This window comes from Bradyrhizobium sp. BRP22, assembly GCF_020194175.1.
Taxonomy (GTDB): Bacteria; Pseudomonadota; Alphaproteobacteria; order Rhizobiales; family Xanthobacteraceae; genus Bradyrhizobium.
Genome location: NZ_JADYVX010000003.1, coordinates 222,291 through 239,110 on the forward strand (window position 1 = coordinate 222,291; position 16,820 = coordinate 239,110).

Below are 16,820 nucleotides of genomic sequence, written 5' to 3' on the forward strand. Positions count from 1 at the left end.
CTCGACTGGTGGTAGGTGCTGCGATGCTGACGGAACTGCTCATGGCAAAGCCGCCATTTGCCCTCGAAGGATTGGACGTTCCAAGCGACGGGACAGGGGCGCCGGACGCGGATGAAAGCCGTCCGTATGACGAGCGGCAGACCGGCAACGCATGGGAATCCTTCCTGACGACGGGGGAAGTGCGCAGCGGCGACACATTTGTGCGAAACGTCATCGAGAGGTCATGGCAGCGCAGCGTCCAATCGGGCGTCGACGCGCATTGTCGGGGGAGCAATCTCATCGTCTCACCTGACGATCTCTACGAACTCCGTCTCAAGAACGAGGATCTGCTCGGGGCGAGCGCGGAGACCTTCCGCCGCGTGGCCGACGTTCTTGGAGATGCTGCCACCATGGTGGTCATCACCGACAAGAACGGTGTCGTTCTTGATGTCGGAGGCGATCGGCGCACCATCGATTCAGGACACGATATCCACCTGGAACTCGGTGCTGGATGGGGAGAGGGAGTGACCGGCACCAATGGTATCGGCACGGCGCTGGTGACCGGCAAGCCGGTCCATGTCCATGCCGCGGAGCATTTCTCCGAGGGGATAAAGTCGTGGACCTGCGTCGGCAGTCCAATCCGAAGTCCGGTCGACGGAAGCATCATCGGGATCATCGACTTTTCCGGTCCGCAGGCGATTTTCCATCGGCACAATGTTGCCTTGGCTGTGATCGCGGCCAGCCACATCGAGCTCGCTCTGGCGGAAAAGATCCGCATCGAACGGGTGCGGTTGCTCGAGGCCAGTGTCGCGCGCCTGCCAGGAACGAGCAGTGCGGACGGCGTGGTGATACTCGATCGCTTCGGCAGAGTGATCCATCACAACGACATGGCCTCGATACGCTGGAGCGCCATGACTCAGTCGTCGGATTTGCGCGTCGGGGCCAAACTCCTTTCGATCGACGATGGCAGAATTCCGGCGGATCTGGCCGCGGAGCTGCCCGAAGCGTTGCGAGAGCAGAGGATTGAACCGCTCCGGATTGATGGGGTGACGCGCGGGGCGATGCTCGTGCTGCCGGCGAGGTCGAGGTCGACGACGGCGCGGACCTCCGCTTCACCAAATTCCCTTGTCGCAACGATGGAAGCCAGGACAGCAATTGTTGGATGCAGTGAGGTGCTGCTGCAGGCAGTGGAACGGGCCGAGCGTGCTGCGTTCGGAAAGACCGCGATTCTGCTTGAGGGAGAGACCGGCGTCGGCAAGGAACTGTTCGCGCGGCTCATCCATGCTGTCAGCCAGAAGTCGGGCAAGGAGCCATTTGTTGCATTCAATTGCGGCGCGGTGTCCAAGGAGCTCCTGGGAGGAGAACTGTTCGGTCACGCGCCGGGGGCCTTCACCGGAGCCACCCGCGAAGGAAGAGCAGGTCGGTTTGAATTTGCCAATGGCGGCGTTCTCAGCCTTGACGAGATTGGCGAAATGCCGCTTGAACTCCAACCGTACCTGCTTCGCGTTCTGGAAGAACGCGCAGTTTATCGGCTCGGTGAGAGCAAGCCGCGTCCGATCGACGTCCGATTGGTCGCTTCCACCAATCGAAATCTCAAACAGGAAGTGGCCGAAGGACGTTTCAGGGCGGATCTCTACTTTCGCATCGGCGTTGTCAGGATTGCGATTCCGCCGCTGCGGGAGCGCGCAGGCGATGTCGACGTCCTGATCGGGCATTTCAACCATCAGTTCTCGGCGGCCTACAATCGCGAGCCGCTGCAGTTCGATGGAGAGACCATGAGCGTTCTGCGGCGCTATGAGTGGCCAGGCAATGTGCGCGAACTTCGCAATCTGGTCGAGAACCTTGTTCTGATGTCGATCAATGGCATAGTGACGCTCAAAGATCTCCCGGAAGAGCTTCTGGAAGCAACTGATCGGGTAACGCGGCCACGAGCAGCAGAGCAGAGCCACCTCCGCAAGGGCGCGCTCGACGACGAAGTCTCCCGTTTCGATGAAATGGAACGCCGCGCGATTGAAAGAGCGATCGCGATAGCCGGCGGAAACATCGCAGCGGCGGCTGACAAACTCGGCATTTCTCGTAGCACGCTCTATCGCAAGTTACACCAATATCGCTCTCGTACCTGACGGCAGGCTGCAGGAGCGAGCGATGGCATATAGGCGCAGCGGAAAAGAGGGCCAGGTTGAGTCGAATGCTGCTGCCGCAATTGCCTCGCAAATTCTCGCGCGAGCCGACCGCGATGTCGCTTTCACGGTTCAGCTCGTCGGCGAAAGCCGCCATATCCTGGTGCAGCATTTTGTCAGGTTTATCGAGAGTGAGCTAGGACAGCGCGGCGTCGTCTACGGTGCGCATCCGCTGTTGCGGCCGTTCATCGAAACCCACGCGCGCGAGCTGACGGATTTCGTCCTGAACGGAGTGAGTCTGCGGCATCAGTTCGGCCTGCAGGCTCTTGAAAGGATGACAGGAGATCCTTTGCGGTTGTTGCGAGTCGACCTGTGGGACTCGCTGCAGTCCCATATCGACGATGCACAACGACACTTTGTCTCTGACGCCGGCGGCATGCTGCGAATCCTTCAACAGATAGACGGCATTTCGCCGGCACCAGGGAACGGCAATGATGTCTGACCGCAAGCGAGATGTACCCAACATCAGGCGGTCAATCTTGGATACGAGGTCGGGGATGGACACTGTCGAAGTCGATGCGGCATCGCTTTACAACCTTCTTGGCCGGCACTGGAGGCTGGATGTCCCGGTGGATGAAGTCGCTTTCGATCGCGCCGGAAAGACCGTTGCGTTTTCGCTCGCGGATGGCTCCCTGGCGCTGGCATCCGTCGCGGAAGCCGAGCCGCCGCAACAGCGCTACCGCGTTGGGCTCGAGGATGGCCGGCCGACGATTTCAGCGCGACGACAACCGATTCCCCCGGTCATGAAGGTGGCAATTGGAGATCCGCCCCTGCGGATTTTTTCGCCGGAACCTTCAGGAATCATTGTCCATGAGCGAGGTGGGCGCCTTTTCCGCGTCGCTGCCTCCGGCACGGCGCAGGAGATATTGGAGATCGACGACCAAGCACTCGAGGCCCTTGCGTTCATGGTCAACGGGAGCGTGTTGGCGGCGGTAGGCGGATCCATCGTTTCATATGATCCGGGCGGAGGCCGGTTTGCCACGCCAACTTATGCGGGAATGGCGTCCGCTCTGGCAGTCTCGGCGGATGGCGCGAGCATCGCGATCGCGAGTACCCGAGGCCTTTTCGCCGGAAAGATCGGCTCTGAGCCTGACATTGTGTTCGAGGTCGGAAAGCTCGCGGCAATCTCCTGGAGCCCGGACGGTGTCTGGATCGCAGCCTCCCTCGAGCGCGGCGGCATCGTGCTCCTGCGGCCAGCCGATGAACGGATGATCCGTATTCCTGACTATCCCGCTACTGCGCGGTCACTGGCCTGGAGCGCCGATTCCCGCAGACTTGTAACCAGCGGTGCATTCCGCATCATCGTGTGGGACGTTTCAACGCTCGACGATGGTCGCGCCGAGCCGGCAAGTGTTGGGACCGGTCAGGCCGGCTTCATCGCCGTCGCGACGATCGATCTGCAATCCCGCGGTTCGTTGATCGCGGCAGGTTACGGGGACGGCAAAGTTGTCGTTGCAAAAATCGGTAGCCGCGACGAACTGCTCGTCAAGGCACCCGGTCAAGGAGAGGTGCGCGCCATAAGGTGGTCGACCGACGGCCAGCACTTGGCGTTCGGGACCGCAGAGGGAGAGGCCGCAATCGTTACGTTCCCACCGCAACTCTTCAAGTGACGCGCAGGGAACATCGACACTCGCAACAGCCTGAATCGATCAAGGTTACAACGTGATCTCGCAGCCACGCAAAGGGCGCAGCTCCAGGAGGAGGAATCGCATGAGAGATGTCGGAACGTTGACGGAACAGGAAAGCAAGGACCAGTTCTTCAGGGAAATTGCAGAACTCGCCGAACGAATGGTCGCAGCGCACGGCAAGGAGTTCTCGATGGGCGCGCTGGTTCTGGCTGCCAGGTTCATCGCAGAAAACAGGTCCTTCGAGCAACGTGCAGCCACGCAGTAGGGCATAACCTCTACGATTGCGCATTGGTGGGCCACGGGCGCGGACCCATCATCGTGCTATGGGACGGCACCAAGGGCCCCGCCAACGTCAAGGTGATCGCTGCGGTCGGCGAGCACCGAAGCAGAGCGAACTTGAGTCCGGCCGGCCGACGTGTAACATCACCGTAGTCATAGCCGTCGTCGTCGTGACTTTCCATCTAGCGCGCTGTGTCGAACCGCAAGCGAATCGACTGATTGGCGCGGGTCAGGAGTTGCCGTCATGCCGCCCACTTCTTCTTCAGGATCCCACCTACCATCGCACGGTGACGGCCTGCTGCGCTTCGGAGAGATAGCGCTTCGCTTCGGCGCTGAGGCGTACGGTCAATGGTGGACGATAGCCAGTCGGAGTTGGGGACACGAGGTCGACCGCTTTGTGCGAGGCATGATGTCATCCGTGCCACTTGAGACGCGGCTGCGGGATATGGCTGGTGGCTACGTGAATTGCCTGAGTGAGCTCGCGGCACTTGCACCGTCGGTTGCCGAGAAAGCGGCGATGGAATTGACGCGGCGATCGGAAGCCGGTCTGGAGCCTTACATCGGAGGCGGGGATGTCGGGCCCACGCCGGATGGAGAGATCTTCGAGGTCGACGGCAAACCATTCGCGATGCCAGCGCGGGTTCTGGACGCCTCGCAGGGATGGGCGATGTATTTCGTAAACACCGAGGCGGCAAACCGGTCGCTTGGCAGCGCCCGCGAAGTTCTGTCGGCGTATGACGCCGGTGGCGGACGCACGCCTCTCATGATCGTCGGAGTAGATTATCGCAACAGCGACTTTGGCGTTTATCCGGAATTCGTTGTCGCGTTGACCGTGACGGTGAATGGCGATCCCGCAGGGCAGTTGTTCACCTATTATTTGGCGATTGTCGTCACGCAGGAGTTCACCAAAGAGGCCGCCCACATTGTGTGGGGGCTAGAGAAGGTCGTTTGCCCCAAACTTGAGGTTCGTTATGCCGCGGACAACGTGTGGTTCGGCGTTCCGAATAAGGAGGGGGCGGCCTTGGCGATCCGCTTTCCGCGCTTCGGCGATGCCCGATCTTCCGATCTGCCGACCTTTTCCATCTCTCAACGTGGAGCGGGTCCGGAGCGGCGGACCTATTGGGCAATGACGACGAAAAGCGGCAGCGGAGAGGGAACGCAGATCGGAGGCTCGGTGGTGCTTGAACTGGGGATGTCCGCAAGCGGCGGGGGTCTGTGTGGCGACGGCAACTTGCAACGCTTATGCGATATGCTGCGCAGCTTCGACATCGCTGACAGGTTGCCGGCCGCGAACGGCTGGACGGAGCGCCAGACCGCAGTCTACGGTCCGCCCCGGTTGCTGGATCTTCCACGGTGAGTTGCGGCGTCCAAAGATCATCCGTTGGGCAAGATCCGGGAGAAATTTGTGCGCATCATGGTATCGGCCATCGAGACTGCTTTTGCAGCAAAGGCCGCAGGACGTAGCGCCGCCGCGAGTGTTGCAGGCAGCAATGCCGGATAAGAATCCGGCTGGATGATATCGATCGGAGCACCAATTCCGCGCCTGCGCCGCAACGCCTCGGCCGCCAACAGGCCGCTGACAACGGCTCCTTCGACCGTGACGACATCGACGAAGGTCTGGCAGAAGTCGCCTGCCAGGAAGAGGTTAGGAATCTTACAAATCGCCTTCGGGCGATTGACCCAGCTCCCGACCTGGTTGACGAAAAGCTCCTCGCCGACATTGGTTTGAACATGGCAGCGGGTATAGTCGACATCATCGAGCTGGAAGTCGAGGAAACGCTGCAGTTCCTTGAGTATTACGTCCAGGATGACGTCCTTCGGATAATCCGCAATCAAATCCGCGTTTGAAGAGATGACGTTAAGCGCAGTGCCTGCTTCCGCTGGCCGATCTGTCCACACCTGCGAAATGTCGAGCAGGCTGAGTGTATAGTTCGAGCCTAGAAGCAGCGTAATGCTGCCGGTCAAGCCTGGAATCCTGCGCTTGAAATACGCGTCAACGGAAATCATGGGCTCGGATCGCAACAGGCGAACGCGCTCAAGCTCGGGCGCGCAGGCCGCGACTTCCGGGCTGACGAGACGATCGAGCGGGCCTGGCGGCACGGCGAGCACGAGATCGCCGGGAACGTCGACCTTCCACACCTTGCTCGCCGTCGGCTCGTCGTTGCGATCGGTGGTCGGTTCTTCCGGCATCTCGCCGAGCGTCAATTCGCGCACCTGGCCATCCCTCAAGTGGAGGCTTTCCACGCGTGCCCGGTGATGAATCTCGAAACGGCGCCCAAGAGCTTTGGCACGCGCTTCGAGGTGTCGGCGCCATGGTTCGAAGATGGCGTCGTTGGTGTTCTGCGTGAGCAGCCACAGGGAGGGAGTCGGGTGGCGATACCCGTACTTTACCAGGCTCTGATAGCTTCGCGCGGACGACAGGTAACTTGGCGAGGCAAAGGCCTCGGCCAAGGTACGGGCAGAGGCCGCTATCGAACCCTCTGTGCTGTAGCCCCTGGATCGAAAGAAACCGCTGACAGAGGTTTGCTCCAGCACGGCCCCCGACATCCATTGCGTGCCTATGAGATCGAGCAGTGAATAGGCCGAGAGAAATTGGTCCGCGGGGGACGCGACGCCATTTAGCATGTTGGTCAGAATGGTCGCGGGCGAACCTGGGTTGGTGAGATATGGCCGCGTCTGCTTGTCTCCTGGGGAGCGGCAGCCGATCACAGGGCTTGGTATGAATTTGTCGGCGGCGCCGATCTCGCGCATGAATTGCCAGAAATTATTGTACCAGTTCAGGTACATGTGGTAGCAATGCTCGTGCGGATCGGGCGAGCCGCTGTCTCTGTGGGCGCCGAGCTTGCCGCCGAGGAAATTGTTCTGTTCGTACAGTGTTATGTCGAAGCCCCGCTCAATCAGGCGGGTCGCTGCGGACATACCAGCCAAACCGGAGCCGACAACTATTACTTCGGGCATCTCGCTCTCGAGTTGCACTGAATGATATCGGGATTGTTGCCTCTTGCTGGCTGCAAATCAATGGAATTCCACCGGATGCAGGCGAACTACCGGATAATCTTCAGGGAAATGCTGCTCGCCCAGTCGGCCGCGGCGGGCGCGTTTGGCCATGCTGCTGGCCGATATGCCGAGCTCATGGGGCAGGCATATCAGGAAGCGCTGATGGCCCTCGTTGCGGAGGTGCAGCCGAAAGATGGGGCTTTTGGGCCGCCGCATCCGGCCGATCGGGCCGGGAATCCCGCAGCGCTCGGCTTGATAAACTTCTGCCGAGCTTTTGCTGGCTTGCCACGGGCTTCAATGATTGGGTTTCTTTCGCGATACGATAATTTGCGTGGAAAGCGCGTCATGGTTCAGGATAGACCGGGTTCTACATTGTCGTGACATGAATTGCCGGTTGGGCTTCGCGCCCGCAATCACGCGGCGCGACATGGGGTTCGGGGCAAGAGCGCTGCCCGGGGTTTTACGTCAGAATGACAAACGGGGAAGGCATGCCTGGTTCTGGTCCCGGCCGATCGCCACAACAGTCTCTCACGGCCACTTTGATCGCCATGCATGATGCCTGGTCGACGGCTGTCGGCTTGCGGGGAAATTCGAGCGCGCAACCGGCGGGACGCGATCCGGGTGCCGGCTCTCCGCTGGCTCCGATGATCGCCGCCGTCGCTGCGATGGCCGATTTGGCTGCCGCCAATCGCCAGCGGTTCGAGCAGCCGAGCGCTGGACCCGCCATGGGTTTGCCGCCGACGGGTCAGGAGAGTCCGGCCATAACCGATTTCGTGCTGCCAATGGGCCAAGCGATGGTCATCGCCGCGAACAGGTCGCTCAGTTACTGGTTCGGTCTGGCTCAAATACTTGAAAATCATCAGGCGCTGATGGCGCAGTCCCTTGTCCTCGACCCAACAAGCGGCCGCGGCCCTGAATCGGGACGCCTCACCGCGGCCGACGAACTGCGCGCATTGTTGCGTGAAGTGGGGGAGCTGGCTGTCAGGCAGGCGCGCATCCTGCAGAGCGAATTAAGTGATTTGGATGAGAGTTTGGCGCAGAATTTCCAGCAATCTGATCTGTCCGGGTCCTATCGCAGACGCTGGCGCAGTAAAATCTAGGGCGGCGCGTTTCACAGATGCAGGGGCAAACAACAGAAACCGTCATTGTCCGACTGGGCTTTGAGTCGGAGATGAACGACTTGCGCGAGCGCATTGCGCGCTGGATCGCCGGCTGCAGCGAGGAATTGCGCGAAGCGCTTGAATGGCAATTTCTGGCTGGATCAAAATACTTTCGTCCATTGACGATCTTCTCCTGCTATCGTGCGGTGAATAAAGGCCCGATCCCCGAGCAGATCATGCAGTCGGCCCTGGTGATCGAGCTGTTTCACAATGTCTCCCTGATCATCGACGACATCGTCGATCGTTCCCCGACACGGCGCGGTCGGGCGACCATGCATACCAAGTTCGGCGAACTGCAGGCTTTGATGACCTCGGGCTACATCGTGGCGGAAGGTTATCTGCAGCTCAAGGACGACCTGGCAGGCATTGCGTTATTTTCGGAACTGATGAAACGGCTGGGTGTGGCTGAATGCATGCAGTGGCGGCTTCGTCGTCAGCCGCTGGGCATTGAGGACTGGCGCAAGGTCGCCGGGGAGGATACCGGTTCGATGTTCGAGGTGTGCGCCTGCCTGGGGGATCGGTCGGGCCGGCTGCGAACGTTCGGCGGCCTGCTGGGGCTGCTCTATCATGGCTGCGACGATGTTGGTGATGTGAAGGGTCTGGCCGCGTTGGGAGGGGGCGGAGAGGAAGATCTGCGCGACGGCATCTTGACGCTGCCCGCGGCCCTCGCAATTCGCGATCCCGCAGTGGCCAGGATATTCTGTGACCCGGAGGGCCGCAACCTGGCAGAGCTCGGCAGGCATTTCGTAGCCAAACTGCCGGAAGCAGAATCCTATCTCGACAAGATCGCCGAGGAGGGGCGAACCGAGGCGCGGTTGTTCGCCGCCGACCCCGCACCATTGATCGCCCTGATCGAGCAAACCAGGCAGTTGAGCCGCTACTAGCTGGCGATTATTGGTGCGAAAGATGTTATTGGTGCGGGAAATAATGTCGAATTGAAAGAGGCTTGGGCTGCGTGGTCCAGGCAGCTTTGGAGGAATGGCGCTAACCGGATGTCGGCAAACTAGACGTCGCTGGCTGCAACGGGCAAGTTTATCCGATATCGGGGCTCTAGGATCCGCAGTCTCATGCAAAATCTGGATATCGGTGAATGGCTCGAAGAATTAGGGCTTGGCCAATATCGGGCTTTGTTCTCCGACCAAGCGATCGATAGCGATGTTGTGCCTGACCTGACAGACGACGATCTGGCGCGTCTTGGCCTGCCGTTGGGTCATCGCAAGAAGCTGCTCAAGGCGATCGACCTCCTTCTGGGGCGGGAAAGGACCAGCCAGCACGCGCCTGTCGAGGTCATGCGAATACGACCCGACGCCGAGAGGCGACAGTTGACCGTGCTGATCTGCGATCTGGTGGAATCGACGGTCCTTGCCTCCAAGCTCGATCCGGAAGAACTCCGCAAGGTGATGGGCGTCTATCTCGACGCCTGCGTAAATGTCGTGACCTCATTTGGTGGTTTCATTGCCCGATATACCGGAGACGGAATAGTCGCCTATTTTGGTTACCCGGCCGCATTGGAAGATGCCGCTGAGCGGGCCGTGCGTGCGGGCCTGGAGCTCAGTCGGATTGTGCCGAACGTGGTCGCGCTGCCTGGCAAAACGTTGCGCGTGCGGACGGGCATCGCGACAGGCCTTGTTGTCGTTGGTGATCTTCTGGGCGAGGGCGCGGCGAAGGAGGAATCCGTCGTCGGTGAAACCCCGGCTCTGGCGGCACGGCTGCAAACTCTCGCTCCACCCAACGGGGTAGCCATCGCAGGCGCAACGCGCCGGTTGATCGAGGGCATGTTCGAGCTTGAATTCTTTGGCATGTGCGACTTGAAAGGGTTGCCGGGCCTAAGACCTGTCTGGTGCGTGCTGCGCGAGGCGGCGGTCGAAAGCCGCTTCGCCGCCAGACACCGCGCCGATTTGACAGAAGTGGTTGGTCGCGAGGATGAGCTGTCGCTCCTGCTCGGGCGATGGAAGACCGCTTGCGAAGGCGAGCGTCAGTTGATCCTGCTGGGCGGTGAAGCGGGAATCGGAAAGTCGCGATTGTGCATGGCGCTTGCGAGCCGGATTGCAGCAGAGAGCCATTTCATCATCCGTATGCAATGCTCGCCGTTCCATACCGATAGTGCGCTGCATCCGATTGCTACCTATTTCGAACGCGTGGCCGGACTGACGCTTGGTATGGAGCCGGAGGAGAAACTGAATCGGTTGAGTGCCGAGATGCAGAAGTCCGGCAATGTGGCGCCCGAGACGATGGTGCTTTTCGCCGATCTGCTCTCGATACCCACTGGCGATCGCTTGCCCCGGCACGAGGCGCCACCGGAGCAATTGAAGAGCCTGACACTTGATGCCATCGACGATTGGGTCGTGAACCTGTCGCGGCTGAAGCCTGTCCTATGGATACTTGAAGATGCGCACTGGATCGATCCGACGACGGTCGAAGCAATCAGCCGTGGCCTGGCCCGGACCGATAGCGCGCGCATCCTGGCCGTCGTAACGCACCGGCCGGAATATCATCCCCCGTGGCCTGGCCGCGGCCAAATTGTTTCGTTCAACCTCAATCGCCTGAGCCGGCGGCAATCGCAGGAGCTGGTCCGGCGCGTGGCGAAGAAGGATTTGCCCAGCCGCCTCGTCGAGCAGATCGTCGCCAAGACGGACGGGATGCCATTGTTCATCGAGGAACTAACAAAGGTCGTAGTTGAGTCCGGACCGTTCGAGGCGAGCTCAGGTCTCCATGACGACAGGCGAGGATCCGGTGAACCGGCGATACCGGTAACGCTGCAGGATTCATTGCTCGCGCGTCTTGATCGGCTGACAGAGAGCAAGGCCGTTGCCCAGATTGGCGCGGTGATCGGACGGGAGTTCTCGTACGGGTTGCTGGCTGCGGTGGTGGACTCCAAGCTCAAAGAGCTCCAGGCGGCTTTGGCGCTGCTCGAGGCCGCCGATCTCATCAGCGCGCGGGGAAGTCCGCCCGAGGTGATCTATACCTTCAAGCATGCCCTCCTTCAGGAGGCCGCCTATTCGACCTTGCTGATCAGCCGTCGCCAGACGCTGCACCAGCGCATCGCGGAGACGCTGCAGAGCCAGTTTGCCGAGATCGCGGAGGTTCACCCAGAGCTATTGGCGCATCACTTCATCGGCGCGGGCCTCATTTCGCAAGCGGTTGACTGGTTGGCCCGTGCCGCTGCTCGATCGGCAGGCAGATACAGCAACATTGAAGCGGTCAGCCAGTTCGATCGGGCCTTGATGCTGCTGCAGCAGCTTCCGGATGAACCGGCGCGTCGCAGCCGCGAATTCGCGTTGCGGATCGAGTTGATCGAGCCGCTCTACGCAACCCATGGCTATTCCGGTCCGGAAGTCGAACATAACTACGGGCGATTGCTCGAACTTGGCCAGGAGTTGAAACAGACGGGCCAGTTGCTGCGCATCCTGTGGGGGCGCGCCGGCGGCACCCTCGTACGATGCGACTTTCCGCGTACCGACGAGTACGTTGGCAGCTTTCTTGAACTGGCGCGCCAGACCGCCGACCGGACGTCGTCAGCACAAGGGATTCGGATCAGGGCAATGGTCGCGCTGGCGAGCGGAGAGTTCGTCAGGGCGCGCGAGCTGTTCCTGGAGGTGATAGAGGAGTTCGAGCGGGAAGGCACGGCGACGACGCTCGGCAACTATCTGACGATTCCGCGTCCAACGACCTTGGGGCAGTATTCCATTGCTGCACAACAACTCGGTCATCTCGGCGAGGCGAGGGAGCTTTGCGCGCGCAGTTTGCAAGAGGCTCGTGAATATGGACACCACCTGACAAGCTGCTACGCAATCCATCATTGCGCCATGAAATCGATGGTTGAGCAGGATCCTGTCACCGTCTCGTCGCTCGCCGAAGAGATCGTCGAGATCATGAACCGGCATCACGTCTTCTACTGGGAACTGTTTACGGAGGCGCTGCTTGGCTGGGCTTCGGCGATGACGGGCGCGTTGGATGCCGGCTTCGCCCGACTGCAGCGCAGCCGGGAGATCCGCGATCGGGTCCAGACCAGAATCTGGAGTCCTTATTTCCTGATCAGCGAAGCTGAAATCCTGATGCGGAACCAGAGAAACGATGAGGCTATCGCCTTGCTGGATCGCGCGGCGGCGGAAGCCGAAGCCACTGGACAGCATTACAGCGCGGCCGAGGGATTTCGGGTACGAGCCTGCGCCAGACTCGCGCAAGGAGCATCGCTGGCCGAGACCGAAGCATTGTTGCAACGCGCTTTGACAACGGCGCAAGTCCAGAATGCAAGGCTTTTCGAACTGCGGGCCGCGACAAGCCTGGCGCAAGTCTGGCGCGATGCCGGACGATTTGACAGCGCACGCAGGCTGCTCGAGCCGACCTATCGCCGGTTCACGGATGGCCACGACACGCCAGACCTGAGAAACTCTCGTGCAGTGTTGGAGACACTAAGCTAGCCATCGTCTTTCATCTGGAAAGGGCCTCTGCTTCAGTTTGCCTGACAGCTTACTGCCCGATCACTGCGACGTCGCGTATCGCCGATCCACACTTGTCGCGCTTCGGCGCCATGGCCGAGCCGTCAAGATCCGGTTCCGTGCTCATCTCGGCTTCGTGGCCGTGTAGGTGTCATCACCATCGCCCGCGCGATTGCCATGGCCCAGCCGCTTGGAAATCCCGCCGGCACACTCGCATAGGGCGTTCGCGATCGCGCCGTCCCAGCCCGCATCGAACGTGGCCTCGGGCCCCATCGCGGTGATGACGAGCGCCACATAGCCGGCGTGATCGAACACCGGCGCCGCGAGAGCATTGACGCCAGGCAGGGGATCGCCGAGCGCACGCGCGAGCCCGTGCTTGCGCACTGTAGTCAGCACGTCGGAAACCTTGGCGCCCTTCGTCGCGCGTTTCGGATTGTAACCGACGCCAAACCGGTCGAGGGCGCTGTCGAGCGCGGCATTGATCGTCTTTGATGGCAGGAACGCCGCAAAGGCGCGGCCGGTGGCGGTTTCGAGCAGGGCCATGACCGAGCCGACGCGCATTGCAATGTGCACGGGATGGCCGGGTTCCTCGATCTGCACCACGGTCGGGCCGTGGCTGCCCCAGACGGCGAGCGAGACTGCATGATCGATGGTGTTGGCGAGCGTCCTGATCTTTGCCGTGGCGATCCGCACGGCCGAGAGTCGGCGCAGGCTGATAAGTCCCAGTTCGAGCGCCAGCGCTCCAATCTCATAGCGGCCCGTGGTTTCGTCTTGCTCGATGAGCCCGATGCGCGAAAAGCTCACGAGATATGGATGAGCCTTGGCCGGTGCCATCCCGGCCTCACGCGCCAGATCGCGCAGCATCATTGGCTCGCCGCTCCTAGCGAGGGCGCGGAGCAATTGTCCGCCGACCTCGATCGACTGGATGCCGCGGCTTGCTGCTTTCATAGCTCCCCGTTCATGCCGCGTTACGCGCCGCGGCGCTTTCGGCAAGATGACGTCCGGCAATGTAGCCGAAGGTCAGCGCCGGCCCAAGCGTGATGCCGGCGCCCGGATAATTGCCGCCCATGATGCTCGCCATGTCGTTGCCCGCGGCATAGAGGCCGGGAATGACGCGGCCCTCGGCATCGAGCGCGCGTGCATTTGCATCGGTGACGATGCCGGCATAGGTGCCGAGATCGCCGACCACCATCTTGATGGCATAAAAGGGACCCTGCGCTACCGGAGCCACGCAGGGGTTCGGCCCGTGCAGCGCGTCGCCCTGGTAGCGGTTATAGGCCTTCGAGCCCTTGCCGAAGGCAGCGTCATGTCCTTCCGCCGCTGTGGCGTTGAATTGCGCAACCGTCGCGACGAGACCCTTCGCATCGATACCGGCCTGTGCTGCAAGCGTCTCCAGCGTATCGCCACGCATGAGATAGCCGGTGCGCAGATGATGGCCTAGCGGCATGGGGAAGGGCGGCACACAGCCGAGGCCATACGTCCGTAGCGTCTTGTGGTCGCAGATGAGGAAGGCCGCGATCTCCTCGCCAGGCCTCGTCGCCTTCATCATTGCCTGGACGAAGTCGTGATAGGAGTTGCCTTCATTGGCAAAGCGCCTGCCGTCGCGCATCACCGCGATCACGCCCGGCTTTGCGCGGTCGATGAAATGCGGCATCACGCCGCTTGAGCCGTCCTTGCGCTTTGTCAGCGAAACCGGCACCCAGGCGGCTGCATTTGGCAGGTGATCCTCGATGCGCCCGCCGGCAGCTTCCGCAAGCCGCAGCCCGTCACCGGTATTGCCGGTCGGTCCCGGCGAATAATGCTCGGCGCCGGTCGGCGCGTGTGGAAACATCTTCTTGCGCCGCGCCACATCGTGCGGGAAGCCGCCGCAGGCGAGCACGACGCCGCACCGCGCGCGAACGCGCACATTTCGTCCGTCACGGGCGACGATCGCGCCGGTGACAGTGCCATTGTCGATGGTCAGCTCGCGAACCGGCGAGGACAGCCACATCGGGATGTTGAGGTCGAGGGCGGATTTCCTCAGCCTTCCTGCGAGCGCATTGCCGTTGGTCAGCGTCATGCCGCGGCCGTAGCGCAGCACGTCCATGAGATGACGCGACAGGCGCTTTGCGACATAGATCGCTGATGTCAGCGATTTCGTCGCACGCATGAAATGGATGATCTCCTTGCCGGAGCCTAGCATCATGCCGAACACAGTAAGCTCGGGCAGGGGCATGCCGAGCGTCTTGATGTGGTCGCCGAGCTCGCGTCCGTCGAACGGCCGCGTCACCATCGAGCGGCCGCCTTGCGCGCCGCCGGGCGCCTCGGCATGGTAGTCCGGAAACACCAGCGGCATATCGAACCGCAGTGCGGTCCTGGTCGTGAAGAAGTCAATCGCCTCCGGACCCGCGCTGAGAAACGCGTCGACGCGCGCCGCATCGTAATTGTTGCCGGCTTCATGCCGCAGATATGTGCGCGCCTGGTCCGGCGTCTCCTCGATGCCATAGGCGCGCGCGAGCGATGTACCGGGGATCCAGAGCCAGCCGCCGGAGCGAGCAGTGGTGCCGCCGAAGCGTGGCTCCTTCTCCACGATCAGCACGTCGAGACCGCGCGAGCGCGCAGTGATCGCGGCCGACATCCCGGCCGCGCCTGATCCGGCTACGATCACATCGCACTCGTAGCAGTCGCCTGCATTGCGCTCGTTGCCGGTCATGCTCTATCTCACTTCTTCAGGAGCGGACATTTCGACTCGGAGACTTGACGATAGGCGTCTTCGCCCTTCACGGTCTTGACGATCTCGAGATAATCCCACGGCTCCTTGGATTGCTCGGGTGACTTCACTTTCGCAAGATACATGGGGCGGATCACGCGACCATCCTCGCGCAGCCGGCCGCCATGGACGAAAACATCCTCGATCGGCAGCTCCCGCATCTTGGCCATCACCTTTGCCGGATCGTCGGTGCCGGCGGCCTTTATCGCCTTGAGATAGTGCAGCACCGAGCCGTAGACGCCGCTCTGGATCATAGTCGGCATCACATTGGTGCGGGCGAAGAATTTCTTCGACCAGGCACGGGTGGCCTCGTCCATGTTCCAGTAGGATGCCGTGGTCATGTAGGTGCCTTGCGCGGCCTTCAGCCCGATCGCGTGCACGTCGGTATCGAACATCAACAGGCCAACGAGCTTCTGGCCGCCCTGGACCAGACCGAATTCGCCGGACTGTTTGACGGCATTGTCGGTGTCCTGGCCGGCATTGGCAAAGGCGACCACGTCGGCTTTCGAACTTTGCGCCTGGAGCGCGAACGACGAGAAGTCGGCCGTATTGGTCGGATGCCGCACGCTGCCGAGCACCTTGCCGCCCAGCTCGTTGATGAAGCGCGTGGCGTCCTTCTCGAGCTGCTGTCCGAAGGCGTAGTCTGCGGTGACGAAGAACCAGGATTTTCCGCCTTCATTGATCACGGCTGACGCGGTTACCTTCGACAGTGCATAGGTGTCGTAACTGAAATGCACAGTGTTCGGGCTGCACAGCTCGTCCGTCAGCGAGCTCGCGCCGGGACCCGAGAGCAGCGCGATCCTATTGCGCTCGCGCGCCATGTTATGCACGGCAATGGCAATGCCGGAATTGGGGATGTCTACGACCGCATCGACCTTGCCATTGTCGAACCAGCCGCGCACGATCTGCACACCGACGTCGGTCTTCATTTGATGGTCGGCGCTGATGATCTCGATCGGCTTGCCGAGCACGGTCGGGCCGAATTCCTCGACCGCCATCCTGGCAGCCTCGACGGAGCCCGGGCCGCTGTTGTCGCGACCCCAGCTCGATAGGTCTGTCAGCACGCCGATCCGCACAAGATCGTCGGACACCTGCGCGCTGGCCACCGATGTCATGGCCGCGAGCATGGCGCAGGCCAAAAGCCCTCTCATTGTCGTTTCCTCTTCGTGATGCCGTTTGCCGGCTGTTCTGCATTGGCTAAAGGTTAGATTTAGACGAATTTATTTGTCAATGACGAACTCGCTTTGGTGCTCGTACCCGAAAGCGGACATCAGCCGCGCAGATCACGTCGGCTAGAGCGTTTTCGAGCGAAGTGGATACCGGTTCGCGTGAAGAAAACGCGTCAAAACAAGAATCTAGAGCTTCGGTTCTGATTCAATCAGAACCGAAAATGCTCTAGCGCTGCGGAA

General features: G+C 61.2%; 13 protein-coding genes. 9 read left to right on the forward strand and 4 right to left on the reverse strand.

Annotated elements, in window-relative coordinates; all coding sequences use genetic code 11:
* The first annotated feature begins 23 nt into the window (after positions 1-23).
* The 5 genes from I6F35_RS05620 to I6F35_RS05640 all read left to right on the forward strand — a co-directional run bounded on the left by I6F35_RS05620 (position 24) and on the right by I6F35_RS05640 (position 5,423).
* Positions 24-2,102, forward strand: coding sequence for a sigma-54-dependent Fis family transcriptional regulator (locus I6F35_RS05620; RefSeq protein ID WP_225116664.1), 2,079 nt, complete (start codon positions 24-26; stop codon positions 2,100-2,102).
* Between the two features lie 22 nt (positions 2,103-2,124).
* Entirely contained in the window at positions 2,125-2,601 is a 477-nt protein-coding gene (locus I6F35_RS05625) for a hypothetical protein (protein ID WP_225116665.1), read from the forward strand.
* A 55-nt stretch (positions 2,602-2,656) separates the two neighbouring features.
* Positions 2,657-3,769, forward strand: a complete 1,113-nt coding sequence (locus I6F35_RS05630) for a WD40 repeat domain-containing protein (protein ID WP_225116666.1) — start codon at positions 2,657-2,659, stop codon at positions 3,767-3,769.
* A 100-nt stretch (positions 3,770-3,869) separates the two neighbouring features.
* Positions 3,870-4,052, forward strand: coding sequence for a hypothetical protein (locus tag I6F35_RS05635; RefSeq protein ID WP_225116667.1), 183 nt, complete (start codon positions 3,870-3,872; stop codon positions 4,050-4,052).
* A gap of 258 nt (positions 4,053-4,310) precedes the next feature.
* Positions 4,311-5,423, forward strand: coding sequence for a hypothetical protein (locus tag I6F35_RS05640; RefSeq protein WP_225116668.1), 1,113 nt, complete (start codon positions 4,311-4,313; stop codon positions 5,421-5,423).
* A gap of 17 nt (positions 5,424-5,440) precedes the next feature.
* On the opposite strand, the gene I6F35_RS05645 is transcribed toward I6F35_RS05640, so the two are convergent.
* Positions 5,441-7,024 carry an FAD-dependent oxidoreductase gene (locus I6F35_RS05645; protein WP_225116669.1) on the reverse strand — a complete coding sequence of 528 codons (1,584 nt, stop codon included), beginning with the start codon at positions 7,022-7,024 and terminating at the stop codon, positions 5,441-5,443.
* 75 nt (positions 7,025-7,099) lie between these two features.
* Here I6F35_RS05645 and I6F35_RS05650 point away from each other — a divergent pair, with 75 nt between their 5' ends.
* From I6F35_RS05650 to I6F35_RS05665, 4 genes are all read left to right on the forward strand, one after another.
* Positions 7,100-7,444, forward strand: a complete 345-nt coding sequence (locus tag I6F35_RS05650; RefSeq protein ID WP_225116670.1) for a hypothetical protein — start codon at positions 7,100-7,102, stop codon at positions 7,442-7,444.
* A 263-nt stretch (positions 7,445-7,707) separates the two neighbouring features.
* Positions 7,708-8,163, forward strand: a complete 456-nt coding sequence (locus I6F35_RS05655) for a hypothetical protein (RefSeq protein WP_225116671.1) — start codon at positions 7,708-7,710, stop codon at positions 8,161-8,163.
* Between the two features lie 71 nt (positions 8,164-8,234).
* Positions 8,235-9,107, forward strand: a complete 873-nt coding sequence (locus I6F35_RS05660) for a polyprenyl synthetase family protein (RefSeq protein WP_225116672.1) — start codon at positions 8,235-8,237, stop codon at positions 9,105-9,107.
* 183 nt (positions 9,108-9,290) lie between these two features.
* Positions 9,291-12,644, forward strand: coding sequence for an AAA family ATPase (locus I6F35_RS05665; protein ID WP_225116673.1), 3,354 nt, complete (start codon positions 9,291-9,293; stop codon positions 12,642-12,644).
* A 141-nt stretch (positions 12,645-12,785) separates the two neighbouring features.
* Here the strand turns inward: I6F35_RS05665 and I6F35_RS05670 are convergent, their stop codons facing one another.
* Genes I6F35_RS05670 through I6F35_RS05680 form a run of 3 tightly spaced genes read right to left on the reverse strand, consistent with a single transcriptional unit; the run spans position 12,786 to position 16,562 of the window.
* A complete protein-coding gene (locus I6F35_RS05670; protein ID WP_225116674.1) occupies positions 12,786-13,610 on the reverse strand; it encodes an IclR family transcriptional regulator in 825 nt (274 codons plus the stop codon).
* Positions 13,611-13,620: 10 nt separating this feature from the next.
* Positions 13,621-15,354 (reverse strand): FAD-dependent oxidoreductase, encoded by a 1,734-nt coding sequence (locus tag I6F35_RS05675; protein WP_225116675.1) that lies wholly within the window; start codon positions 15,352-15,354, stop codon positions 13,621-13,623.
* Positions 15,355-15,362: 8 nt separating this feature from the next.
* Positions 15,363-16,562, reverse strand: coding sequence for an ABC transporter substrate-binding protein (locus tag I6F35_RS05680; RefSeq protein ID WP_225116676.1), 1,200 nt, complete (start codon positions 16,560-16,562; stop codon positions 15,363-15,365).
* Positions 16,563-16,820: the final 258 nt, after the last annotated feature.

Excerpts from the sequence above, each read along its gene's own strand:
- I6F35_RS05655 (WP_225116671.1), top strand. The coding sequence starts at position 7,708 with ATGATCGCCGCCGTCGCTGCGATGGCCGATTTGGCTGCCGCCAATCGC.
- I6F35_RS05680 (WP_225116676.1), bottom strand. The coding sequence starts at position 16,562 with ATGAGAGGGCTTTTGGCCTGCGCCATGCTCGCGGCCATGACATCGGTG.
- I6F35_RS05675 (WP_225116675.1), bottom strand. The coding sequence starts at position 15,354 with ATGACCGGCAACGAGCGCAATGCAGGCGACTGCTACGAGTGCGATGTG.
- I6F35_RS05620 (WP_225116664.1), top strand. The coding sequence starts at position 24 with ATGCTGACGGAACTGCTCATGGCAAAGCCGCCATTTGCCCTCGAAGGA.
- I6F35_RS05650 (WP_225116670.1), top strand. The coding sequence starts at position 7,100 with ATGCAGGCGAACTACCGGATAATCTTCAGGGAAATGCTGCTCGCCCAG.
- I6F35_RS05645 (WP_225116669.1), bottom strand. The coding sequence starts at position 7,024 with ATGCCCGAAGTAATAGTTGTCGGCTCCGGTTTGGCTGGTATGTCCGCA.
- I6F35_RS05625 (WP_225116665.1), top strand. The coding sequence starts at position 2,125 with ATGGCATATAGGCGCAGCGGAAAAGAGGGCCAGGTTGAGTCGAATGCT.
- I6F35_RS05660 (WP_225116672.1), top strand. The coding sequence starts at position 8,235 with ATGAACGACTTGCGCGAGCGCATTGCGCGCTGGATCGCCGGCTGCAGC.
- I6F35_RS05640 (WP_225116668.1), top strand. The coding sequence starts at position 4,311 with ATGCCGCCCACTTCTTCTTCAGGATCCCACCTACCATCGCACGGTGAC.
- I6F35_RS05670 (WP_225116674.1), bottom strand. The coding sequence starts at position 13,610 with ATGAAAGCAGCAAGCCGCGGCATCCAGTCGATCGAGGTCGGCGGACAA.
- I6F35_RS05635 (WP_225116667.1), top strand. The coding sequence starts at position 3,870 with ATGAGAGATGTCGGAACGTTGACGGAACAGGAAAGCAAGGACCAGTTC.
- I6F35_RS05630 (WP_225116666.1), top strand. The coding sequence starts at position 2,657 with ATGGACACTGTCGAAGTCGATGCGGCATCGCTTTACAACCTTCTTGGC.
- I6F35_RS05665 (WP_225116673.1), top strand. The coding sequence starts at position 9,291 with ATGCAAAATCTGGATATCGGTGAATGGCTCGAAGAATTAGGGCTTGGC.